At 70.2% G+C, this 18,892-nt stretch carries 15 protein-coding genes and 3 pseudogenes; 1 reads left to right on the top strand and 17 read right to left on the bottom strand.

The features are described 5' to 3' along the window. Positions 1 to 72 precede the first annotated feature (72 nt). The 9 genes and pseudogenes from AB0D59_RS41220 to AB0D59_RS41180 form a co-directional block, all read right to left on the bottom strand. The gene (locus tag AB0D59_RS41220; RefSeq protein ID WP_362576409.1) at positions 73 to 1,125 is read right to left on the bottom strand and encodes an endo-1,4-beta-xylanase; all 1,053 of its coding nucleotides are present in this window, start codon (positions 1,123 to 1,125) and stop codon (positions 73 to 75) included. 31 nt (positions 1,126 to 1,156) lie between these two features. Next, positions 1,157 to 1,990 (bottom strand): carbohydrate ABC transporter permease, encoded by an 834-nt coding sequence (locus AB0D59_RS41215; RefSeq protein WP_362576408.1) that lies wholly within the window; start codon positions 1,988 to 1,990, stop codon positions 1,157 to 1,159. Then, positions 1,987 to 2,982: a sugar ABC transporter permease gene (locus AB0D59_RS41210; RefSeq protein WP_362576407.1), complete on the bottom strand. Its 996-nt coding sequence runs from the start codon at positions 2,980 to 2,982 to the stop codon at positions 1,987 to 1,989. The genes AB0D59_RS41215 and AB0D59_RS41210 overlap by 4 nt, the downstream gene beginning before the upstream one ends. A gap of 8 nt (positions 2,983 to 2,990) precedes the next feature. Further along, positions 2,991 to 4,286, bottom strand: a complete 1,296-nt coding sequence (locus AB0D59_RS41205) for an extracellular solute-binding protein (protein ID WP_362576406.1) — start codon at positions 4,284 to 4,286, stop codon at positions 2,991 to 2,993. A gap of 175 nt (positions 4,287 to 4,461) precedes the next feature. Then, positions 4,462 to 5,976, bottom strand: a complete 1,515-nt coding sequence (locus AB0D59_RS41200) for a glycoside hydrolase family 43 protein (protein WP_362576405.1) — start codon at positions 5,974 to 5,976, stop codon at positions 4,462 to 4,464. A gap of 102 nt (positions 5,977 to 6,078) precedes the next feature. Continuing rightward, positions 6,079 to 8,484: an amino acid permease gene (locus tag AB0D59_RS41195; protein WP_362576477.1), complete on the bottom strand. Its 2,406-nt coding sequence runs from the start codon at positions 8,482 to 8,484 to the stop codon at positions 6,079 to 6,081. 70 nt (positions 8,485 to 8,554) lie between these two features. Then, a pseudogene (locus AB0D59_RS41190) lies at positions 8,555 to 8,623 on the bottom strand (hypothetical protein); the annotation flags it as partial. Continuing rightward, positions 8,599 to 9,675, bottom strand: coding sequence for a potassium-transporting ATPase subunit KdpA (locus AB0D59_RS41185; RefSeq protein ID WP_362576404.1), 1,077 nt, complete (start codon positions 9,673 to 9,675; stop codon positions 8,599 to 8,601). The gene AB0D59_RS41185 and the pseudogene AB0D59_RS41190, both read right to left, overlap by 25 nt. An 82-nt stretch (positions 9,676 to 9,757) precedes the next feature. Then, a pseudogene (locus AB0D59_RS41180) lies at positions 9,758 to 10,470 on the bottom strand (diaminopimelate decarboxylase); the annotation flags it as partial. 259 nt (positions 10,471 to 10,729) lie between these two features. On the opposite strand from AB0D59_RS41180, the gene AB0D59_RS41175 reads away from it, so the two are divergent. Beyond that, positions 10,730 to 11,269, top strand: a complete 540-nt coding sequence (locus AB0D59_RS41175; RefSeq protein ID WP_362576403.1) for a universal stress protein — start codon at positions 10,730 to 10,732, stop codon at positions 11,267 to 11,269. Positions 11,270 to 11,273: 4 nt separating this feature from the next. Here AB0D59_RS41175 and AB0D59_RS41170 read toward each other — a convergent pair whose 3' ends face one another. The 8 genes and pseudogenes from AB0D59_RS41170 to kdpF all read right to left on the bottom strand — a co-directional run bounded on the left by AB0D59_RS41170 (position 11,274) and on the right by kdpF (position 18,543). After that, positions 11,274 to 12,143, bottom strand: a complete 870-nt coding sequence (locus AB0D59_RS41170; protein WP_362576402.1) for an ATP-binding protein — start codon at positions 12,141 to 12,143, stop codon at positions 11,274 to 11,276. Next, on the bottom strand, positions 12,122 to 12,652 hold the full coding sequence (locus AB0D59_RS41165) for a universal stress protein (protein WP_362576476.1): 531 nt from the start codon (positions 12,650 to 12,652) through the stop codon (positions 12,122 to 12,124). The genes AB0D59_RS41170 and AB0D59_RS41165 overlap by 22 nt, the downstream gene beginning before the upstream one ends. A 45-nt stretch (positions 12,653 to 12,697) precedes the next feature. Then, positions 12,698 to 13,206 (bottom strand): annotated as a pseudogene (locus AB0D59_RS41160) (histidine kinase); the annotation flags it as partial. Positions 13,207 to 13,270: 64 nt separating this feature from the next. Next, the gene (locus AB0D59_RS41155) at positions 13,271 to 13,954 is read right to left on the bottom strand and encodes a response regulator transcription factor (RefSeq protein WP_362576401.1); all 684 of its coding nucleotides are present in this window, start codon (positions 13,952 to 13,954) and stop codon (positions 13,271 to 13,273) included. Next, positions 13,954 to 14,622 (bottom strand): potassium-transporting ATPase subunit C, encoded by a 669-nt coding sequence (locus AB0D59_RS41150; protein ID WP_362576400.1) that lies wholly within the window; start codon positions 14,620 to 14,622, stop codon positions 13,954 to 13,956. The genes AB0D59_RS41155 and AB0D59_RS41150 overlap by 1 nt, the downstream gene beginning before the upstream one ends. Positions 14,623 to 14,646: 24 nt before the next feature. Next, the gene (kdpB, locus tag AB0D59_RS41145) at positions 14,647 to 16,737 is read right to left on the bottom strand and encodes a potassium-transporting ATPase subunit KdpB (RefSeq protein ID WP_362576475.1); all 2,091 of its coding nucleotides are present in this window, start codon (positions 16,735 to 16,737) and stop codon (positions 14,647 to 14,649) included. 29 nt (positions 16,738 to 16,766) lie between these two features. Further along, positions 16,767 to 18,446, bottom strand: a complete 1,680-nt coding sequence (gene kdpA, locus AB0D59_RS41140) for a potassium-transporting ATPase subunit KdpA (RefSeq protein WP_362576399.1) — start codon at positions 18,444 to 18,446, stop codon at positions 16,767 to 16,769. Between the two features lie 7 nt (positions 18,447 to 18,453). Next, positions 18,454 to 18,543, bottom strand: coding sequence for a K(+)-transporting ATPase subunit F (gene kdpF, locus AB0D59_RS41135; protein WP_016434100.1), 90 nt, complete (start codon positions 18,541 to 18,543; stop codon positions 18,454 to 18,456). Between the last annotated feature and the right edge of the window lie 349 nt (positions 18,544 to 18,892).

Genomic DNA, 18,892 nt, shown 5'->3' with positions numbered 1-18,892 from the left:
CCGCCCGGTGACCAACAGGGGCCGGACGCACACACATGGTGCGCACCGGCCCCGACGTGCGTCCAGGGGTGACTACCCCCTGTAGCCGAGCGCTTGGCGCAGTGCGAAGTAGGCCGGTTTGGGAGCGAGTTGCTCGTCCCAGGGCAGGGCCGCGCCTTCGCCCGGGAAGAACGCCGGGATCCACGAGTACTTGTCCGTGTAGTCCCAGATCGTCACGCCCACGCACCGCCGTACCGCGAGGCACGCCTTGGTCAGGTCCGCGTACCAGGTCGCCTGCTCGGCCAGCTTCCCCTCGGTGGCGGGCAGTTGCATCCGGACGTCCACCTCGGTGAGCGCGGTGTCCAGGCCCAGCCGGGAGAAGCGGCGGAGGTTCTCCTCCAGGGTCGCCGGATAGCCGTACTGGAGGGCGAGGTGGGCCTGGAAGCCGATGCCGTTCAGCGGCACGTGCGCCGCCTTCAGCTCCTGGGCGAGCGCGTAGTAGGCGTCGCTCTTCGGGCCGGTGGCCTCGATGTTGTAGTCGTTGAGGTAGAGCCTGGCGTGCGGGTCGGCCTGGTGGGCCCAGCGCAGCGCGTCGGCGATGTAGCCGGGGCCGAGCGTCTTGTACCAGAGGGTCTCGCGGTAGCTGCCGTCCTCGTTGAAGGCCTCGTTGACAACGTCCCAGGAGTAGACCTTGCCCCGGTAGTGCCGTACCTCGGTCTGGATGTGCTTCTTCAGTACCGCCCGCAGTTCGGTGGCCGTCCACTCGCGGGAGGTGAGCCAGTCGGGCAGCTGGCTGTGCCAGACCAGGGTGTGGGCGCGGATGCGCTGGTGGTTCCTGCGGGCCAGGTCGACGATCTGGTCGCCGTTCGTCCAGTCGAAGACGCCCTGTTGCGGCTCGGTGGCGTACCACTTCATGCCGTTGCCGGGTGTGATCATGTCGAACTCGCTGCCGAGCAGCTTGGTGTAGGCGGTGTCGGTGAGTTCGGGGTTGTCGGTGGCGCTGCCGAAGTAGCGGCCGTGGCGCTGGGCCAGTTCGGCGAGGGTGGGCGGCCGGCCGTGGGCCTGGGCGGCGGGGCCGGTGGCCACCCCCGCCGCCACGAGCACGGCCGCGAGGGCACCGGCGAGTCTGAGACGTGTGCGGGACATCGTGCGACTCCGATCGTTGGGGAGTGCGGATTCAGCCCTTGGTGGCGCCTGCGGTGAGGCCGCCGACGAGTTGCCGCTCGGCGACCGAGTAGAAGGCCAGGGCCGGGACCATGGCGAGGACCAGATAGGCGAAGACCCGGGCGGTGTCCGCGGAGTACTGGCCCTGGAACTGCTGCACGCCGATGGGGATGGTCCACCACGTGGAGTCGGTGAAGACCAGCAGCGGCAGCAGGAAGTTGTTCCAGCTGGTGACCACCGCGAGCACGGAGACCGTGCCGAGCGCGGGCCGGGCCATGGGCAGCAGGATCCGCCAGAAGAAGGCGAAGGGCCCGCAGCCGTCCAGGGTGGCCGCCTCCTCCAGCTCGCCGGGGATCCCCCGGAAGAAGCCGCGCAGGATGATGATGGTCATCGGCAGCCCGAACGCGGCCTGCGGGAGGATCACGCCCAGCGGGTTGTCCAGCAGGTGCATCGAGCGCAGCAGCAGGAACAGCGGCAGCGCCGCCACCGCGAACGGGAACATCAGCCCCATCGTGAACACCGTGAACAGCACCTCACGGCCCCGGAAGGCGAACCGCGCGAAGGAGAAGGCCGCGAGCGCCGACACCGCGACCACCAGCACGGTCGTGCCCACCGCGATCAGCGTGCTGTTGCCGACGAGCCGCCAGAACGCGCCGGAGCCGAGGATGTCGGTGTAGTTGGAGACGATCCAGGAGCCGGGCAGCCCGACCGGGTTGCGGGACAGCTCGTCGGTCGACTTGAACCCGGACAGCACGGCGTACAGCAGGGGTACGACCATCATCGCGCCGACCACGACGAGGACCAGGTGCAGGGGCAGGTTCCGTCCGGTCGTGCTACGGCCGCTCATGCGCCGTCTCCCCTCATGTTCGTGGTGGCGCCCGCCAGGTCGCGGCGGAGCACGAACCGCTGGTAGGCGAGGGCGAAGACGAGGCTGATGGCGAACATGACCACGCTGATCGCGCTGGCGTAGCCGACCTGGTAGCGCTTGAAGCCGTACTGGAACATGGTCACGGCCATGGTCTCGGAGTGGTGGTCGGGGCCGCCCGCGGTGATCACCCAGACCAGGTCGAAGAGCTGGATGGAGCCGATGACCGACAGGAAGACGCTGATGCGCAGGGTCGGGGCGAGCAGTGGCAGGGTGACGTGGCGGAAGCGCTGCCAGGGGTTCGCGCCGTCGACGGTCGCCGCCTCGGTCAACTCGGCCGGGATGGACTGGAGTCCGGCCAGGTAGAGCATCATGTGGAAGCCGAAGTACTTCCAGGTCATGACCAGGAAGAGGGTGGCCATCACGGTGGAGGGGTCGGAGAACCACTCCCCGCCGAGGCCGTCGAGCCCGATGGCGCCGAGCACATGGTCGGCGAGCCCCTGGCCGGGCGCGAAGATCATGCCGAACAGCACACCGGTGATCGCCTCGGACAGCACGTACGGCGCGAAGAACAGCATCCGGTAGACGGCCCGGCCGCGGATCCTCTGGTTGAGCAGGACCGCCATGGCCAGCGCGAACGGCAGTTGCAGCGCCAGCGAGAGCAGCACCAGGAACAGACAGCGCCACAGGTCGCCGAGGAAGACGTCGTCCTGGAAGAGCCGGGTGAAGTTGTCGGTGCCGGTGTAGTCGGACGGCATGCCGAAGCCGCCCCAGCGGAAGAACGAGGCGTAGATCGCGAACAGGATCGGCAGCAGGACGAGCACGCCGAACAGGACCAGGGCGGGCAGTTGGAAGCCCATCGCGGTGAGCCAGTGCAGCAGCCGGCGCCGGGAGCGGGTCCGGCCGGAGGGCGGGGGCGGCTGGGGCGGGGCGTCCGGTCCGGACCGCATGTCGGACAGGTAGGTCGAGGTCATCGGCCGGCCTACTGCTCTTCCTTCGCGGTCTTGGTGATCGCCTGGGTGACGTCCGCGGGCGACTTGGACCCGGCGATCAGACCGGCGACGCTGTCGTTGACCTGCTGGCCGACGGCGGGCGCGTAGGCCTGGTCGAGGTAGAGCTGGAAGCCGGTGGCGGCCTTCAACTGGGCCTGTACGAGTTTCAGGTTGGCGTCGGTCAGCGCGCTCTCGGCGGCGGGGACTACGGGCAGCACGCCGGTCTTCTTCACCAGTTCGGCGTCCGTGGTCTCGGAGGCGAAGAACTTCAGGAAGTCGACGGCCGCCTGCGGGGCGTCGGCGCGTAGCGCGTGTCCGCCGCCGCCTCCGAACACCTCGGTGATGGTGCCCTTGCCGCCCTCCACGGCCGGGAACGGGAAGAAGCCCAGGTTCGCGCCGACTCCCTTGCCGGCGTCGGCCTCGACGACCGGGGCCCACTGGCCCATCAGCTCCATCGCGGCCTTGCCGTTGCCGACGGTGGCGGCCTGCCCGGTCGGGCTGGAGTAGGCGGCGCCCAGGAAGCCCTTCTGGAACGGCTCCAGGGCGACCAGGTCCTTCAGATGCTGTCCGGCCTGCACGAACCCGTCGCCGGTGAAGTCCTTGTCGTCGTCGGCCTTCTTGAGGGCCGCGATCCCGGCGGTGCGCATCGCCAGGTACGCCCAGTAGTACATGCCGGTCCAGCTCTCCTTGCCGGCCAGCGCGAGCGGGGTGACACCGGCGGCCTTCAGCTTCTTCACGACGTCGAGGAAGGCGCTCCAGGTGGTGGGGGGTGTACTGACCCCGGCCTCCTTGAAGAGCGCCTTGTTGTACCAGAAGCCGACCATGCCGATGTCGAAGGGGATGCCGTACGTCTTGCCGCCCAGGAGGTACGGCTCCTTGGCGACCGGGAGCAGCCCTTCGGCCCAGGCCTTGGTGGGGTCGGTGAGGTCCTTGACGAGCCCGGCGTCGACCTGCTGCTGGAGGACTCCGCCGCCCCAGGTGTGGAAAATGTCCGGGAGCTTCCCGGAGGCGATCAGGGCCGTCATCTTCGACTTGTAGGCGTCGTTCTCCAACTGCACGATCTTTATCTTGACCTTGGGGTTCTGCGCCTCGAACTTCTTGGCGAGGGCGGCCCACACGCCCTTGGTCGGGTTGGTCGTGGAGATGTTCCACCACTCGATGGTGGTGGTCCCCCCCGACGAGCCTCCGTCCGAGTCGCCGCCGCAGCCGCTGAGGGCGGTCATGCCCAGTCCGGCGGCCGCGGTGGCCGCCAGGAAACCGCGTCGGGACAGTGCCGGGTCGCCCATGATGCGCTCCTTGGGGTACGGGACGACCGACGCCGTCCTGGTTCGATGGTTCTTCGGGGCTTCGAAGCTTTCGAGGGGCTCAGCGTCTGAAGAGTTCGAAACATTCGACAATTTCCCCGAACGTTCCGAACCGCGACTCTAGAAAGGCGGATCAGGAGCGTCAAGGTGTCGCGCATCAGCTGATGGGCGCGTACTCGAACCAGTCGAAGGCGGCCCGGCCCTCGGTGACGTACATACCGATGACCCGGCCGGTGAACCCGCCCGCCACCTGCGTGGAGAGATACCGCCCGTCGAGTTCGGCCAGCCGAACGACACCGCCGGATGTTTCGATCGAAAGGGTCACCGCATCGGGCCCGGCGGGACGGACCCCGGTCGTCCCGTTCCGCCCGGGCACGGTGGCGGTGGGCGGCGGCACCCGGGTCGTGCCGGTCTCGACGACGAGGGTCACCGGGCCCGGTGGCACGGGCTGTTCGGAGATCGTCTGCCGCAGCGGCCCGATCCGGGCGACCACGCGCACCGCTCCCCCGCTCACCTCCAGGTCGTAGTGGTGGGCCTCGTCGATGCGGACCGAGAGACCCGCGCGTGCCGTGCCCGGGTCGAGCAGCGCGGCGGCACGGCAGTCCGGATGCTGCTGGCGGCGGCCGACGAAGGTGTGCCCGGCCCGGTCGAGGCTGTCCCCGGTGGCCGTGAGCGTCAGCCACCCGGGCCGTTCGGCCAGCGACCAGCAGGCGTCCGGCCGGCTGCGCGGGGAGATCCAGTGCGGCGCGAGGGCGGTGGCCGTGAAGTCGTCCCGCACGGACGGCTGTTCGAGAGGACGCCAGACCGCCGGAGACTGCTCCCGCTCCCGCACCCGCCCCATGCGCGGCCAGCCGTCCGCCCACTCCACCGGCGCCAGGAAGGTCTCGCGGCCGAGGACGTGGAACTCCGGGAACCAGCCGCGCGGGCGGGTGCCGAGCAGCACCGCCCACCAACTGCCGTCGGCGGCCTGGACCAGGTCGGCGTGGCCGGTGCACTGGACCGGCTCCCGGGTGCCCCGGTGGGAGACCAGCGGATTGCCCGGCGCGGGCTCCCAGGGCCCGCGCGGTGAGCGGGCGCGGGCCACGGACACCCCGTGCCCGAGCGCGGTGCCGCCCTCGGCGACCAGCAGGTACCACCACTCTCCTACCCGGTACAGGTGCGGCGCCTCGGGATCGCGCAGCCCGGTCCCGGACCACATCGGCAGCGGCCCCTCCAGCACCTTCCCGGTCCGGGTGTCGATCCGGGCCACCGTCACCCCCGCCACCGCGCACCAGCAGTCGCCGTTCTCGTCCCAGGCGAGGTCGGGGTCGATGCCGGGGACGTCGATCCACACCGGGTCGGACCAGGGCCCCTCGGGGTGCTCGGCGGTGACCAGGAGGTTGCCGCCCGCACTGACGTTGGTGGTGACGACGTGGAAGAGGCCGTCGTGGTGCCGGATCGTCGGGGCGTACACGCCGCCGGAGGCCGGCGTTTCGTCCGGCAGTGTCAACTGGCCCGGCCGGTCCAGCACGTTGCCGAGCTGCCGCCAGTGCACCAGGTCCCGGCTGTGGAAGAGCGGGACGCCGGGGAAGTACTCGAAGCTGGAACAGACCAGGTAGTAGTCCTCCCCCAGCCGGCACACGCTCGGGTCGGGGTGGAAGCCGGGGATGACCGGGTTGCCGTACGTTCGCATGTGCGTGCCCTTCCGCAGCCGACGCCGAAAGTTTCGGCGAGCTCGGCGAACATTACGAGGCGCACTGTAAGGGGCTGTCCCGGGCCCGACAAGGCGGATGTGCTACAGCTTCAGGCGGTACGGGAGCAGGCAGACCACGACATCGGTGCGGGCCCGCAGGACGGTGGCGAGGAGCAGGCCGCGCTGGTTCTGGAGGATCTCGTAGCGGCGGTGTTTCGGCTCCACCTCGGGGATGAGGACGGCGACCTGACGGCCGCCCTCCGCCGCCCGCTGCACGTAGTCGACGATCGGCTGCACCAGCGAGTGGTGCGGACTGTTGACGATGTCGAGACGCACTCCGGGGTTCCACCGCTCCCAGGCCTCCTCCAGGGCACGGGACCTGACCGGGTCGGCGTGCACCGCGACGGCGACCACCTCGTCGCCGAGGGCGAGGGCGGCGCCGAGAGCGTGCCGGGCGAGTTTGCTGACCTCGCCGATCGGCACGATCACCAGGCTGCCGGTGTGCCGGGGTGGGGGCTGCGGGGTGCGGCCGAGGCCCAGTTCCTGGCCCACGGCGGTGTAGTAGCGCTGGATGTGGGCGAACAGCAGCATCAGCAGCGGCACGGCGAGCACGACCACCCAGGCGCCGCCGAGGAACTTGGTGAGCAACAGGATGACCCCGGCGACGGTGGTGAGCAGGGCGCCGGTGCCGTTGATCAGCGCCCGGCGTTTCCAGCCGGGCGGCCGCCGGGTCGCCCAGTGCCGGACCAGGCCGAGCTGGCTGAGGGTGAAGCCGATGAAGACGCCGATGGCGAAGAGCGGCAGCAGCCGATGGGTGTCGGCGTCGGCGGCGATCAGCAGCAGCGCGGCCAGCAGGGCGAGGGCCACCACGCCGTAGCGGTAGACCGGGCGTTCGGCGCGCAGGCCGAAGAGGTGGGGCAGCCGGTGGTCGCGGGCGAGCAGGCTCATCAGCACCGGCAGCCCGCCGAAGCTGGTGTTGGCGGCCAGGCCCAGGACCAGGGTGACGACGAGGTTGGTGACGTAGTAGGGCCAGCCGGTCCCGTAGGCGCCCGCGGTGAGCTGGGCGAGGACGGTCACCCCGCCGCGCGGGGCCACATGGTCGCGGTGGATGAGGATCGCCAGGCCGATCAGCATGATCCCGAGCAGTCCGCCGAGCATCAGCTCGGTGCGCTGGGCCCGCTTGACGCTGGGGGGCCGGAAGGTCGGTACGGCGTTGGCGATGGCCTCCACCCCGGTCAGGGCCGAGCAACCGGACGAGAACGCCTTGAGGATCACCAGCGCGCCCAGCGCCTCGGTCGCGTGCACGGGCTGGTCGGTGCCGACGACGGCGACCGGGTGCGAGCGCAGCAGGCCGAGCAGGATCACCCCGAGGATCGCCACGATGAACAGCAGCGTCGGCAGCATCAGCACCCGGGCGCTCTCGGCGATGCCCCGCAGGTTCACGGCCGTCAGCAGGGCCAGGCCGATCAGGCAGACGAGCAGCTTGTCGTGGCCCAGGGACGGGAAGGCCGAGGCGAGCGCGTCGGCGCCGGCGGCGAGGCTGACGGCGACGGTGAGGACGTAGTCGACGACCAGGCTGGCGGCGGCGAGCAGGCTCGCGGTGCCGCCGAGGTCCGCCTTGGCGACGGCGTAGGCGCCACCGCCGTCCGGGTGAACGGCGATGACCTGGCCGTAGGAGACGACGAGCGTGGCGAGCAGAAAGGTGATCGCGAGGGTGATGGGCAGGGTGGCGGTGAGCGCCCCGGTACCGGCGACCACCAGGGCCAGCACGATCGCCTCGGGGCCGTACGCCACCGAGCTGAGTGCGTCCAGGGAGAGCGCGGCCAGCCCCTGCAGACTGGTCAGACCGTGTTTGCCGCCCTCGCCCGGGCGCAGCGGAACCCTCGGTCTCAGTTCACGACGTGCCAGGCCATACGCCATCGGGACCCCATCACGGCCGGTGGGACGGTCGGCAACAGTGTCCTCTGTGCCCGGCCGGCCCGCCCCGTGAAGGGCCCGGACGGGCCGGCCGGCGTGAGTGAGGATGGCCGGCCCGCCCGGGGGTCTCCAGAGGAGCCCCTCCGCCAGCGGGCCGAGGGAGAGCGCGGGCAGGAAGTCGAGCAACGCCAGGATGAGCGCGGCCCCGGTGGCCAGGGCGACGAAGTTGACGCCGCGGGCCTGGAGAGTGCCGACGGTGACCACGCCGGGCCGCTGGCGGGCCAGCCGGCCGGCCAGGGCCAGCAGGAACACCATGGGCACATAGCGGCCGACGAGCATCGCCGCCGTCATGAGCAGGTTGTGGAAGTCGGTGGCGCCGTTGAAGCCGGCCATCGCGCTGCCGTTGCTGTTGACGTTGGAGGTGTAGGCGTACACCAGTTCCGTCAGGCCGTGCGGCCCCGGGTTGCCCATGGACGACTGCCCGCCGCCGAGCGCGACCGCGAGGGCGGCGCGGCCGAGGACGGCGGTCGGGGCGACCAGCGCGTACAGCACGACGTGCCGCATCTCCGGGAACCCGATCCGCTTGCGCAGGTACTCGGGGGGTCCGGCCGACCATCAGCCCGCCGACGAAGACGGCGATCAGCACCGCCATGATCAGGCCGTACAGTCCGCTGCCGGTGCCGCCGGGCGCGATCTCGCCCAGCATCATGGCCGACAGCAGCGCCCCGCCGCCGAGGCTGGAGAAGCTGTCGTACGACGCGTTCGCCGCGCCGTCGGCGGAGCCGGTGGCGCGGCGATACCGAAGAGGGTCGAGCCGGGGACTCCGAAGCGGGTCTCGGTGCCCTCGTACGGTCCGCCGACGGCCTCGGTCACCGTGCCGGTGTGGGCGCTCTGGGCGAGGCTGCCGGCCGCCAGCAGCAGGCCGAGGAGGATGCCGACGACCGTGAGCAGCGTCCAGCTCTGCCGCAGGGAGCCGATCATGCGGCCGTAGGCGCGGATGAAGGCGGTCGGGATCAGCAGCATGAGCACGATCTCGATCGCGTTGGTGAGCGCGGACGGGTTCTCGAAGGGGTGCGCGCTGTTGGCGTTGAAGATGCCGCCGCCGTCGCCCGACATCAGCTTGAGCGGCTCCCAGGAGCCGACCGGACCGCCGAGGACGGTCTGCTGGCCGCCCGCGACGGTGGTGACGGTGTGCGGGCTCAGGAGGTTCTGCGGGAGACCGAGCGCGATCAGGATGATCCCGGAGACGATCGACAGGGGCAGCACGACCCGGAAGATCGTACGGATCAGGTCCACCCAGAAGTTGCCCAGCCGGTCGGTGTCCCGGCGGACCAGGCCGCGGATCAGGGCCAGCGCGGCGCAGATGCCGACGGCCGCCGAGGCGAACGCCTGCACGCCCAGGCCCGCCATGACCGCGAGGTGGCCGGTGGTGGACTCGCCCGCGTAGTTCTGCCAGCCGGTGTTGGTGGTGAAGCTGACCGCGGTGTGCGGGGCGAGCCGCCAGGGCATGCCCGGGTGCCCGGTGGACCAGGGCAGCCCGCCCTGGAGGGTGAACAGGGCGAACAGCGCGGCGATGCTCATCAGGCTGAAGGCGAGGAGGGCGAACAGGTAGTGCCGCCAGTCCTGTTCGCGGTCCGGGTCGACGCCGCAGACCTTGTAGAGGGCCCGTTCGGCGCGGTGGTGCCGGCCGCCGTCGAGGGCGCGGGCCAGGTAGTCGCCGAGCGGGACGTGCACGCCCACGACGACGGCGAGGATCAGGGTGGCCTGGAGCCAGCCGTACACGGGATCAGGCCCCCCTCTCGGGATGCGTGCGGTCGAGGGCCGCGTTCAACTGGACGACGTTCACGGCGGGTTCGCCGAGGACGTCGACGGCGACGAACGTGTGGTCACCGGTCTTCTTGACGGCGAGGACCCGGTACACGGCGATTCCGGCCGGACCCACGATCGCCCGGCCCGGCTCGATGATCAGGCGCGGTACCGGCAGCCCGGCCGCGGCGCACGCGTCCGTCAGCTCGGCGCGTACCTTGCGGGCCAGGGCGGTGAGGTCGAGGGCCTCCTCGCCGGGCCGGTAGGCGATGCCGTGGCCGCCGCCGAGGTCCAGCTCGGGCAGCACCAGTTGTGCTGCTCGTGCAGGCGGGCCATGAGGCCGACCACCCGGGGAACGGCGGCGAGATACGGCTTGACGCTGGTGATCTGGGAGCCCAGGTGGCAGTGGAGTCCGGTGAGTTCGAGCTGCGGCTGGTCCAGTATCCGGGCGATGGCGTGCTGGGCGTAGCCGTCGCTGGGGGCACCTCCCGCTCGAGCGAAGCCGAGAGTGGGGGAGGACAGCCCGAACTTCTGGTCGTCCGTGCCGGTGCGGATCTTCTCGTGGCCGCCCGCGCTGATCCCGGGCACCACCCGGACCATGACCTTCTGATGCCCGCCGGGTCCGACGGCGGCGGCGAGCCGGGCGATCTCCGAGGGGCTGTCGATCACGATCCGCCCCACGCCCAGCCGCAGCGCGGACTCCAGATCGCGCGGGGACTTGGCGTTGCCGTGCAGCACGATCCGCTCCGACGGGAACCCGGTGGTGACCGCGCCGAGAGGCTGAGCGGGGCTCACCCAAGAAGCTATGCCCGTCCCCGGCGGTCCTCCGATGCCTCATGACGGGACGCTGACGGTGATCGCGGTGACGTTGACGGGACGCTGACGGAGGGGCCGTCGACGCTGGTCGCGGGCGTCAGAGGCGTGCCAAGAAGCGGCTGCGGGGCTGGCTCGCGCGCGGCGTCGGGGAGTGTCACGGAGGCGGTCCGTTCCCGGGACACGCCCGGGGGCGCTGCGGAAGTACGGTGGATACATGTCCGGTTACGACACCTGCACATCCGGTCGGGTCGTCGTCGGTGTGAGCGGTTCGCTGGGCAGCGTCACGGCCCTGCGCCGCGCGGCGGCGGAAGCCCGACGGCGGGAAGCCGAGCTGTGGCCGGTGCTGGCCTGGGAGCCGCCGGGCGGTGAGCTGGCGGCGCATCGCTCCCCCACCCCGCCGGCGCTGGTCGAGGAGTGGCAGCGGCTGGCCCGGGAGCGGCTGCTCGTCGTGCTCGGTGAGGTCTTCGGCGAGGTGACGCCGGCCGGCGTCCCGCTGCACGGTCTCGTCGTCCGCGCCACCCCCGGCCTGGCCCTGGTGGAGACGGCCGACCGGGACGACGACATCCTGGTCGTCGGGGCGGGCCGGCGCGGCTGGCACCGGCCCTTCGCGGGCCGCGTCACCCGCTACTGCCTGACCCACGCGCACTGCCCGGTCCTCGCGGTGCCGCCGTCCCCGCTGGAGGACGCACTGACGTCCGCACACCGCCGCAACACCTGGCATCTGCCGCTGAACATACGGCAGTTGTCCTCGTGAGGCGTTACGACGTCACCGCGGCCGAGAGATCCGGCCGCTCCGGTCTGCGCCCCGGCGCCAACGGCAGGCTCAGCACCATCGTGAGCCCCCCGCCCGGCGTGTCCTCGGCCGCGAGCGTGCCGCCCATCGCCTCGGTGAAGCCCCGGGCCACGGCCAGGCCCAGACCGACACCGGCGCCGCGCGGAGAGTCGCCGTAGCGCTGGAACGGCTCGAAGATGCGCTCCTTGGCCTCGTCCGGGACGCCGAGCCCGCGGTCCACCACCCGGACCTCCACCCGGTCGGCGATGGAACTGGCCTTCACCAGGACGGGGGTGTCCGCCGGGCTGTACTTCACCGCGTTCTCGACCACGTTGGCGACGACCCGCTCCAGCAGCCCCTTGTCGACGTGGACCATGGGCAGCGTCTCCGGGATGTCCAGCTCGACGCTGTCCTCGGGGACCCCGCCGAGTGCCATCGGCACCACCTCGTCCAGGTCGGCCTCGCGGACGATGGGCGTGACGGTGCCGGTCTGCAGGCGGGACATGTCGAGCAGGTTGCCCACCAGGAGATCCAGCCGGTCGGCACCCGCCTCTATCGCCTCCAGGAGCTCCGCCCGGTCCTGCTCGGACCACTCCACGTCGTCCGAACGCAGCGACGACACCGAGGCCTTGATGCCGGCCAGCGGGGTGCGCAGATCGTGGCTGACGGCGGCCAGCAGCGCGGTACGGATCCGGTTGCCCTCCGCCAGCTCCTTCGCCTGGTCGGCCTCCTGCTGGAGCCGCTGCCGGTCGAGCACGACGGCCGCCTGGGCCGCGAACGCGGCCAGCACGCGCCGGTCGATGGCCGGCAGCACCCGTCCGGACAGGGCGAGCGTCATGTGGTCGCCGACCGGCATGTCGACGTCGGCGTTCTCCGGCGCGCCAGCGGCAGCCGCCCCTTGCCGGCCTCGTCGTGCGTGATGAGGTGGACGTCGAGATCGGGCCCCGACTCCCGGGCGACCGTGGCGCCGATACCCGGCCCGAGGACGTACTGCCAGCTGCGGCGCCGGGAGACGCCGAGGACGATCTGGGTGGCGTTGACCCCGCGCGCGAAGTCGAGCAGGGCGACCGGGACGTCTACGCCGACGACGTGGTGGAAGGTGCCTCCGAGGTCCTCGACGAGAGTGCGCTGGACGGCGAGTTCCTTCGGGGAAGCGGAGGTGAGGCCGTCGCTGCGCGATATGTAGACGGCCAGCACCTCGCCGCCGGCGCCCTTCTCGGCCAGCCGTGCGGCCCGCCGGATGAGGGTGCGCCCCTCGGGCCCGCCGGTGAGGCCGACGACGATGCGCTCCCGCGAGCCCCAGATGGTGGAGACCCGGTGCTCGCTGCGGTACTCGTTCAGGTACTCGTCGACCCGGTCCGCCACCCAGAGCAGGGCGAGTTCGCGCAGGGCGGTGAGGTTGCCGGGCCGGAAGTAGTTCGACAGCGCCGCGTCGACCTTGTCCGGCTGGTAGATGTTGCCGTGCGCCATCCGGCGGCGCAGCGCCTGCGGGGACATGTCGACCAGCTCGATCTGATCGGCGCGGCGCACGACTTCGTCGGGGACGGTCTCCTGCTGCCGTACCCCGGTGATGGCCTCGACGACGTCGCCCAGCGACTCCAGGTGCTGGATGTTGACCGTCGAGACCACGTCGATCCCGGCGGCCAGCAGCTCCTCCACGTCCTTCAGCGCTTGGCGTTGCGGGAGCCCGGGATGTTGGTGTGCGGGAGTTCGTCGACCAGGGCGACCCGGGGGCGGCGCGCGAGGACGGCGTCCACGTCCATCTCCGTGAACACCGCGCCCCGGTACTCCAGTTCCCTGCGCGGGATCACCTCCAGGCCGTGCAGCATCACCTCGGTGCGCGGCCGGTCGTGGTGCTCGACGAACGCGACGACACAGTCGGTGCCCCGTTCGATCCTGCGGTGGGCCTCGGAGAGCATGGCGTAGGTCTTGCCCACGCCGGGTGCCGCACCGAGGGAGATCCGAAGCCTGCCGCGTGCCATGTCATCCTTCGAAGCGGTAGCCCATGCCGGGCTCGGTGATCAGGTACCGGGGGTGCGCGGGGTCCGCCTCCAGTTTGCGGCGGAGCTGCGCCATGTACACCCGCAGATAGTTGGTCTTGTTGCTCTGCGAGACACCCCACACCTCCTGCAGCAGGTGCTTCTGCGTGACGAGCCGGCCGGGGTTGGTGACCAGGATCTCCAGCAGATGCCACTCGGTGGGGGTGAGCCGTACGTCGTGGCCGGCCCGTACGGCTTTCTTGGCGAGCAGGTCGATGGTGAAGTCGGGCGTCTCCACCAGGGTGGTCTCGGGGGCGAGCGGGACCTCCTCGGTACGGCGGACGGCCGCCCGCAGCCGGGCGAGCAGTTCGTCCATGCTGAACGGCTTGGTGATGTAGTCGTCGGCGCCCGCGTCCAGCGCGGCGACCTTCTCGTCGGAGGCCTGTCGCGCCGACAGCACCAGGATCGGTACACGGGTCCAGCCGCGCAGCGCCTTGATGACGTCGACCCCGTCCATGTCGGGCAGTCCGAGGTCGAGCATCACCACGTCCGGCTGACGCGCGGCCGCCAGCCGGAGGGCCGTGGCGCCGTCGGGCGCCGCGTCCACTCCGTACTGGCGTGCCTGCATGTTGATCACGAGTGCCCGTACGAGCCGTGGGTCGTCTTCCACGACCAGCACTCGGGTCATCAGCTGCCCTTGATCAGTTCCTTCAGCGCGATGTTGAGTCCGAGGACGTTCACCCGGGGCTCACCGATGAAGCCGAGGGTGCGGCCGTCGGTGTGGTCCTTCACCAGCTTCTCCACCTGCGCGACGGAGAGGTGGTTCTTCGCCGCGACCCGGTGGACCTGGAGCTCGGCGTAGACCGGGGAGATGTCCGGGTCCAGGCCGGAGCCCGAGGAGGTGACGGCGTCGGCCGGCACCTGGGAGGGCGTGACCGTGTGGCCGGGCACCGAGTTGTCCTTGACGACCGCGGCCTTGGCGTCCTTCACCTGCTGGATCAGGACCTTGTTGTCGGCGGCGAGGTTGGTCGCACCCGAAAGAAGCAGCTTGTACCGGGTGTTGACGCTGTTGCTGCCGAGCCCGTTGGCCGGGCGCCCCTGGAACCACTGCAGGGCCGCGTCCGGGGTCTCCTGGCCCTTCTTCAGCGGCAGGTTGTACGACTGCCCGATCAGGGACGAGCCGACGACCTTGCCGTCCGCCTTGACCTCGGAGCCGTTCGCCTTGTCGCTGAACGCGGCCTGGGCGATGCCGGTGACGACGAGCGGGTAGACGACGCCCGTCACCAAGGTCAGCACGAGCAGGGCGCGCAGGGCCGCCCAGAGCAACCGGGCGGTGTTGCTTACGGAGTTGTTCATGGCCTTCAGCACGCTTTCAAGAAATTACAGCCCGGGGATGAGGGAGATGATCAGGTCGATGATCTTGATACCGACGAAGGGCGCGATCAGACCGCCGAGGCCGTAGATCCCGAGGTTGCGGCGGAGCATCTTGTCGGCGCTGACCGGCTTGTACTGGACGCCCCGCAGCGAGAGCGGCACCAGCGCGATGATGATCAGCGCGTTGAAGATGACCGCGGACAGGATCGCGGAGCTGGGCGAGGACAGGTGCATGATGTTGAGCTTGTCCAGGCCCGGGTAGACCACGGCGAACATGGCCGGGATGATCGCGAAGTACTTCGCGACGTCGTTGGCGATGGAGAACGTGGTCAGCGCACCGCGCGTGATCAGCAACTGCTTGCCGATCTCGACGATCTCGATGAGCTTGGTCGGGTTGGAGTCGAGGTCGACCATGTTGCCGGCCTCCTTGGCGGCCGACGTACCCGTGTTCATCGCCACGCCGACGTCCGCCTGGGCCAGCGCCGGGGCGTCGTTGGTGCCGTCACCGGTCATCGCGACCAGCTTGCCGCCCGCCTGCTCCCGCTTGATGAGGGCCATCTTGTCCTCGGGGGTGGCCTCGGCGAGGAAGTCGTCGACGCCCGCCTCCTCGGCGATCGCCTTGGCGGTCAGCGGATTGTCACCCGTGATCATGACGGTCTTGATGCCCATGCGGCGCAGTTCCTCGAACCGCTCGCGCATGCCGTCCTTGACGACGTCCTTGAGGTGGATGACACCCAGGATCCGGGCGCCCTCGGCGTCCTCGACCGCGACCAGGAGCGGAGTGCCACCGGCCTCGGAGATGCGGTCTGCGAGGGTGTCGGCGTCCTCGGCGACGGTGCCGCCCTGCTCGCGGACCCAGGCGATGACCGAACCGGCCGCGCCCTTGCGGATCTTCCTGCCGTCGACGTCCACACCCGACATCCGGGTCTGGGCGGTGAAGGCGATCCACTCGGCGTGCGCCAACTCGCCCTGGTGCCGCTCGCGCAGCCCGTACTTCTCCTTCGCCAGGACGACGATGGAGCGGCCCTCAGGGGTCTCGTCGGACAGCGACGACAGCTGGGCGGCGTCGGCGACCTCGGCTTCGGTGGCCCCGCGTACCGGCAGGAACTCGGAGGCCTGGCGGTTGCCGAGGGTGATGGTGCCGGTCTTGTCCAGCAGCAGGGTGGAGACGTCACCGGCGGCCTCGACCGCACGGCCCGACATGGCGAGCACGTTGCGCTGCACCAGCCGGTCCATGCCGGCGATGCCGATCGCGGAGAGCAGCGCGCCGATGGTGGTCGGGATGAGGCAGACAAGGAGGGCGACCAGCACGACCATCGTCAGATGGGTGCCCGCGTAGTCCGCGAAGGGCGGGAGGGTGGCGACGGCCAGCAGGAAGACGATCGTCAGCGAGGCGAGCAGGATGTTCAGCGCGATCTCGTTCGGCGTCTTCTGCCGGGCCGCGCCCTCGACGAGGCTGATCATCCGGTCGATGAAGGTCTCGCCCGGCTTCGTCGTGATCTTGATGACGATCCGGTCGGACAGCACCTTGGTACCGCCCGTGACGGCGGACCGGTCACCGCCGGACTCGCGGATGACCGGAGCCGACTCACCGGTGATCGCCGACTCGTCGACCGACGCGACACCCTCGATGACGTCACCGTCACCGGGGATGATGTCGCCGGCCTCGCAGACCACCAGGTCACCGATCTTCAGCTCGGTGCCGGGCACCTGCTCCTCGGTGTCTCCGACCAGTCGGCGGGCGATGGTGTCGGTCTTCGCCTTGCGCAGGGTGTCCGCCTGGGCCTTGCCCCGGCCCTCGGCGACCGCCTCCGCGAGGTTGGCGAAGATCACGGTCAGCCACAGCCAGGCGCTGATGGTCCAGCCGAACCAGTCGCCCGGGTCCTTGAAGGAGAAGACCGTGGTCAGGATCGAGCCGACCCACACCACGAACATCACGGGGGACTTGATCATGACCCGCGGGTCGAGCTTGCGGCAGGCCTCGGGGAGGGACCTGATCAGCTGCTTGGGGTCGAACAGGCCCGCGCCGACGCGGCCTTCGGCGGCCTTGTGCCCGGTCGGCGCGTCCTGGTGGGGCGCAAGGGTGGGTGTGGACATGGTGTCCTCGTGGGCTTCCGTTCGCGTTTTCACGACGCCAGCCCCTCGGCCAGCGGGCCCAGCGCCAGGGCCGGGAAGTAGGTCAGACCGGTGATGATCAGGATCGCGCCGACGAGCAGGCCGGTGAAGAGCGGCTTCTCGGTCCGCAGGGTGCCGGCCGTGGCCGGGACGGGCCGCTGCTCGGCGAGCGAGCCGGCCAGCGCCAGCACGAACACCATCGGCAGGAAGCGGCCGAACAGCATCGCGAGTCCGGTCATGGTGTTGAACCAGTCGGTGTTCGCGTTCAGGCCGGCGAAGGCCGAGCCGTTGTTGTTGGCCGCCGAGGTGAAGGCGTACAGCACTTCGGAGAAGCCGTGCGCGCCCGGGTTGAGCATGGAGTGCGGCGGGGTCGGCAGGGCCATGGAGATCGCGGCGAACACGAGCGCCAGCGCCGGGGTGATCAGGATGTAGATCGCCGACAGCTTGATCTCGCGGGGGCCGATCTTCTTGCCCAGGTACTCGGGTGTGCGGCCGACCATCAGACCGGCGATGAACACCGCGATGATCGCCATGATCAGGATGCCGTAGAGGCCGGAGCCGGTACCACCGGGAGCGATCTCGCCCAGCATCATGCTGAGCAGGGTGATACCGCCGCCCAGGCCGGTGAACGAGGAGTGGAAGGAGTCCACCGCGCCGGTCGAGGTCAGGGTGGTCGACACCGCGAAGATCGACGAGGAGCCGACGCCGAAGCGGACCTCCTTGCCCTCGTAGGCGCCGCCCGCGATCTGGAGCGCCGGGCCGTGGTGGGCGAACTCGGTCCACATCATCAGGGCCACGAAGCCCAGCCAGATGGTGAACATCGTCGCGAGGATCGCGTAGCCCTGCTTCACCGAGCCGACCATGACGCCGAAGGTGCGGGTCAGGGAGAACGGGATCAGCAGGATCAGGAAGATCTCGAAGAGGTTGGTGAAGGGCGTCGGGTTCTCGAACGGGTGGGCGGAGTTGGCGTTGAAGTAACCGCCGCCGTTCGTGCCCAGCTCCTTGATGGCCTCCTGGGAGGCGACCGCGCCACCGTTCCACTGCTGCGAGCCGCCCATGCTGTGCCCATTCAAAAACTGGCCGACCTCGTGGATGCCGGAGAAGTTCTGGATGGCACCGCAGGCGACCAGGATGATCGCGGCGAGCACGGAGAACGGCACGAGGATGCGGATGACACCCCGCACCAGGTCGGACCAGAAGTTGCCGATCTCCCCAGTACGCGACCGGGCGAAACCGCGCACCAGAGCCACCGCCACCGCGATGCCGACGGCCGCGGAGACGAAGTTCTGCACGGCCAGACCGGCGGTCTGCACGACGTGACCCATGGTCTGCTCGCCGTAGTACGACTGCCAGTTCGTGTTGGTCACGAAGGAGACGGCCGTGTTGAACGACTGGGCCGGGTTGACCGAGGAGAAGCCGAGCGAGCCGGGCAGGATGCCCTGGAGCCGCTGCAGCAGGTAGAGGAAGAGGACGCCGACCAGGGAGAAGGCGAGGACACCGCGCAGATAGGCGGGCCAGCGCATCTCGGTGTCGGGGTTGGCACCGATGCCCTTGTAGACCCACTTCTCGACGCGCCAGTGCTTGTCGGAGGAGTAGACCTTGGCCATGTAGTTGCCGAAGGGGATGTAGCAGAGCGCCAGCGCGCCTATGAGCGCGGCGAGCTGGAGCACGGCCGCGGTTACGGGACCCATGACTGTCTCAGAACCTCTCCGGGAAGATCAGGGCGAGGACGAGATAGCCCAGCAGGGCGACGGCCACGACGAGGCCGACGATGTTCTCGGCGGTCACAGCTTGGTCACCCCCTTGGCGACGAGGGCCACCAGCGCGAAACCCGCGAGCACGGTGACGACGAAGGCCAGATCGGCCATCGTGAACTCCTGGATGGGGTTCGGAAAGGACTCGGACGGTTAGAGGAAAGCGTCTTTCTGGCCGGATTCAGCCGCCGTTGACGGGTCCCTTACGGCGGTGTTCACGCCTTTGACGGGACTCTTACGCAGCCTCGACCAACCCGCGACCGGACAGCGCCGTTCGGCCGCTGCCCCCGTTATGTTTTCCGCGGTCCTGCAAGAGGGCCGCTGGCCTCCGGGCCCGGCATGACTGTGTCCCCCTGTCGAACGGATGACCTGGGGGGTGGTGT

The sequence above is a fragment of the Streptomyces sp. NPDC048417 genome (genome assembly GCF_040651615.1).
In the GTDB taxonomy this organism is placed as follows: Bacteria; Actinomycetota; Actinomycetes; order Streptomycetales; family Streptomycetaceae; genus Streptomyces.
Note: the sequence above shows the minus strand (reverse complement) of the source record. Positions and strands in the feature narration are given on the sequence as shown.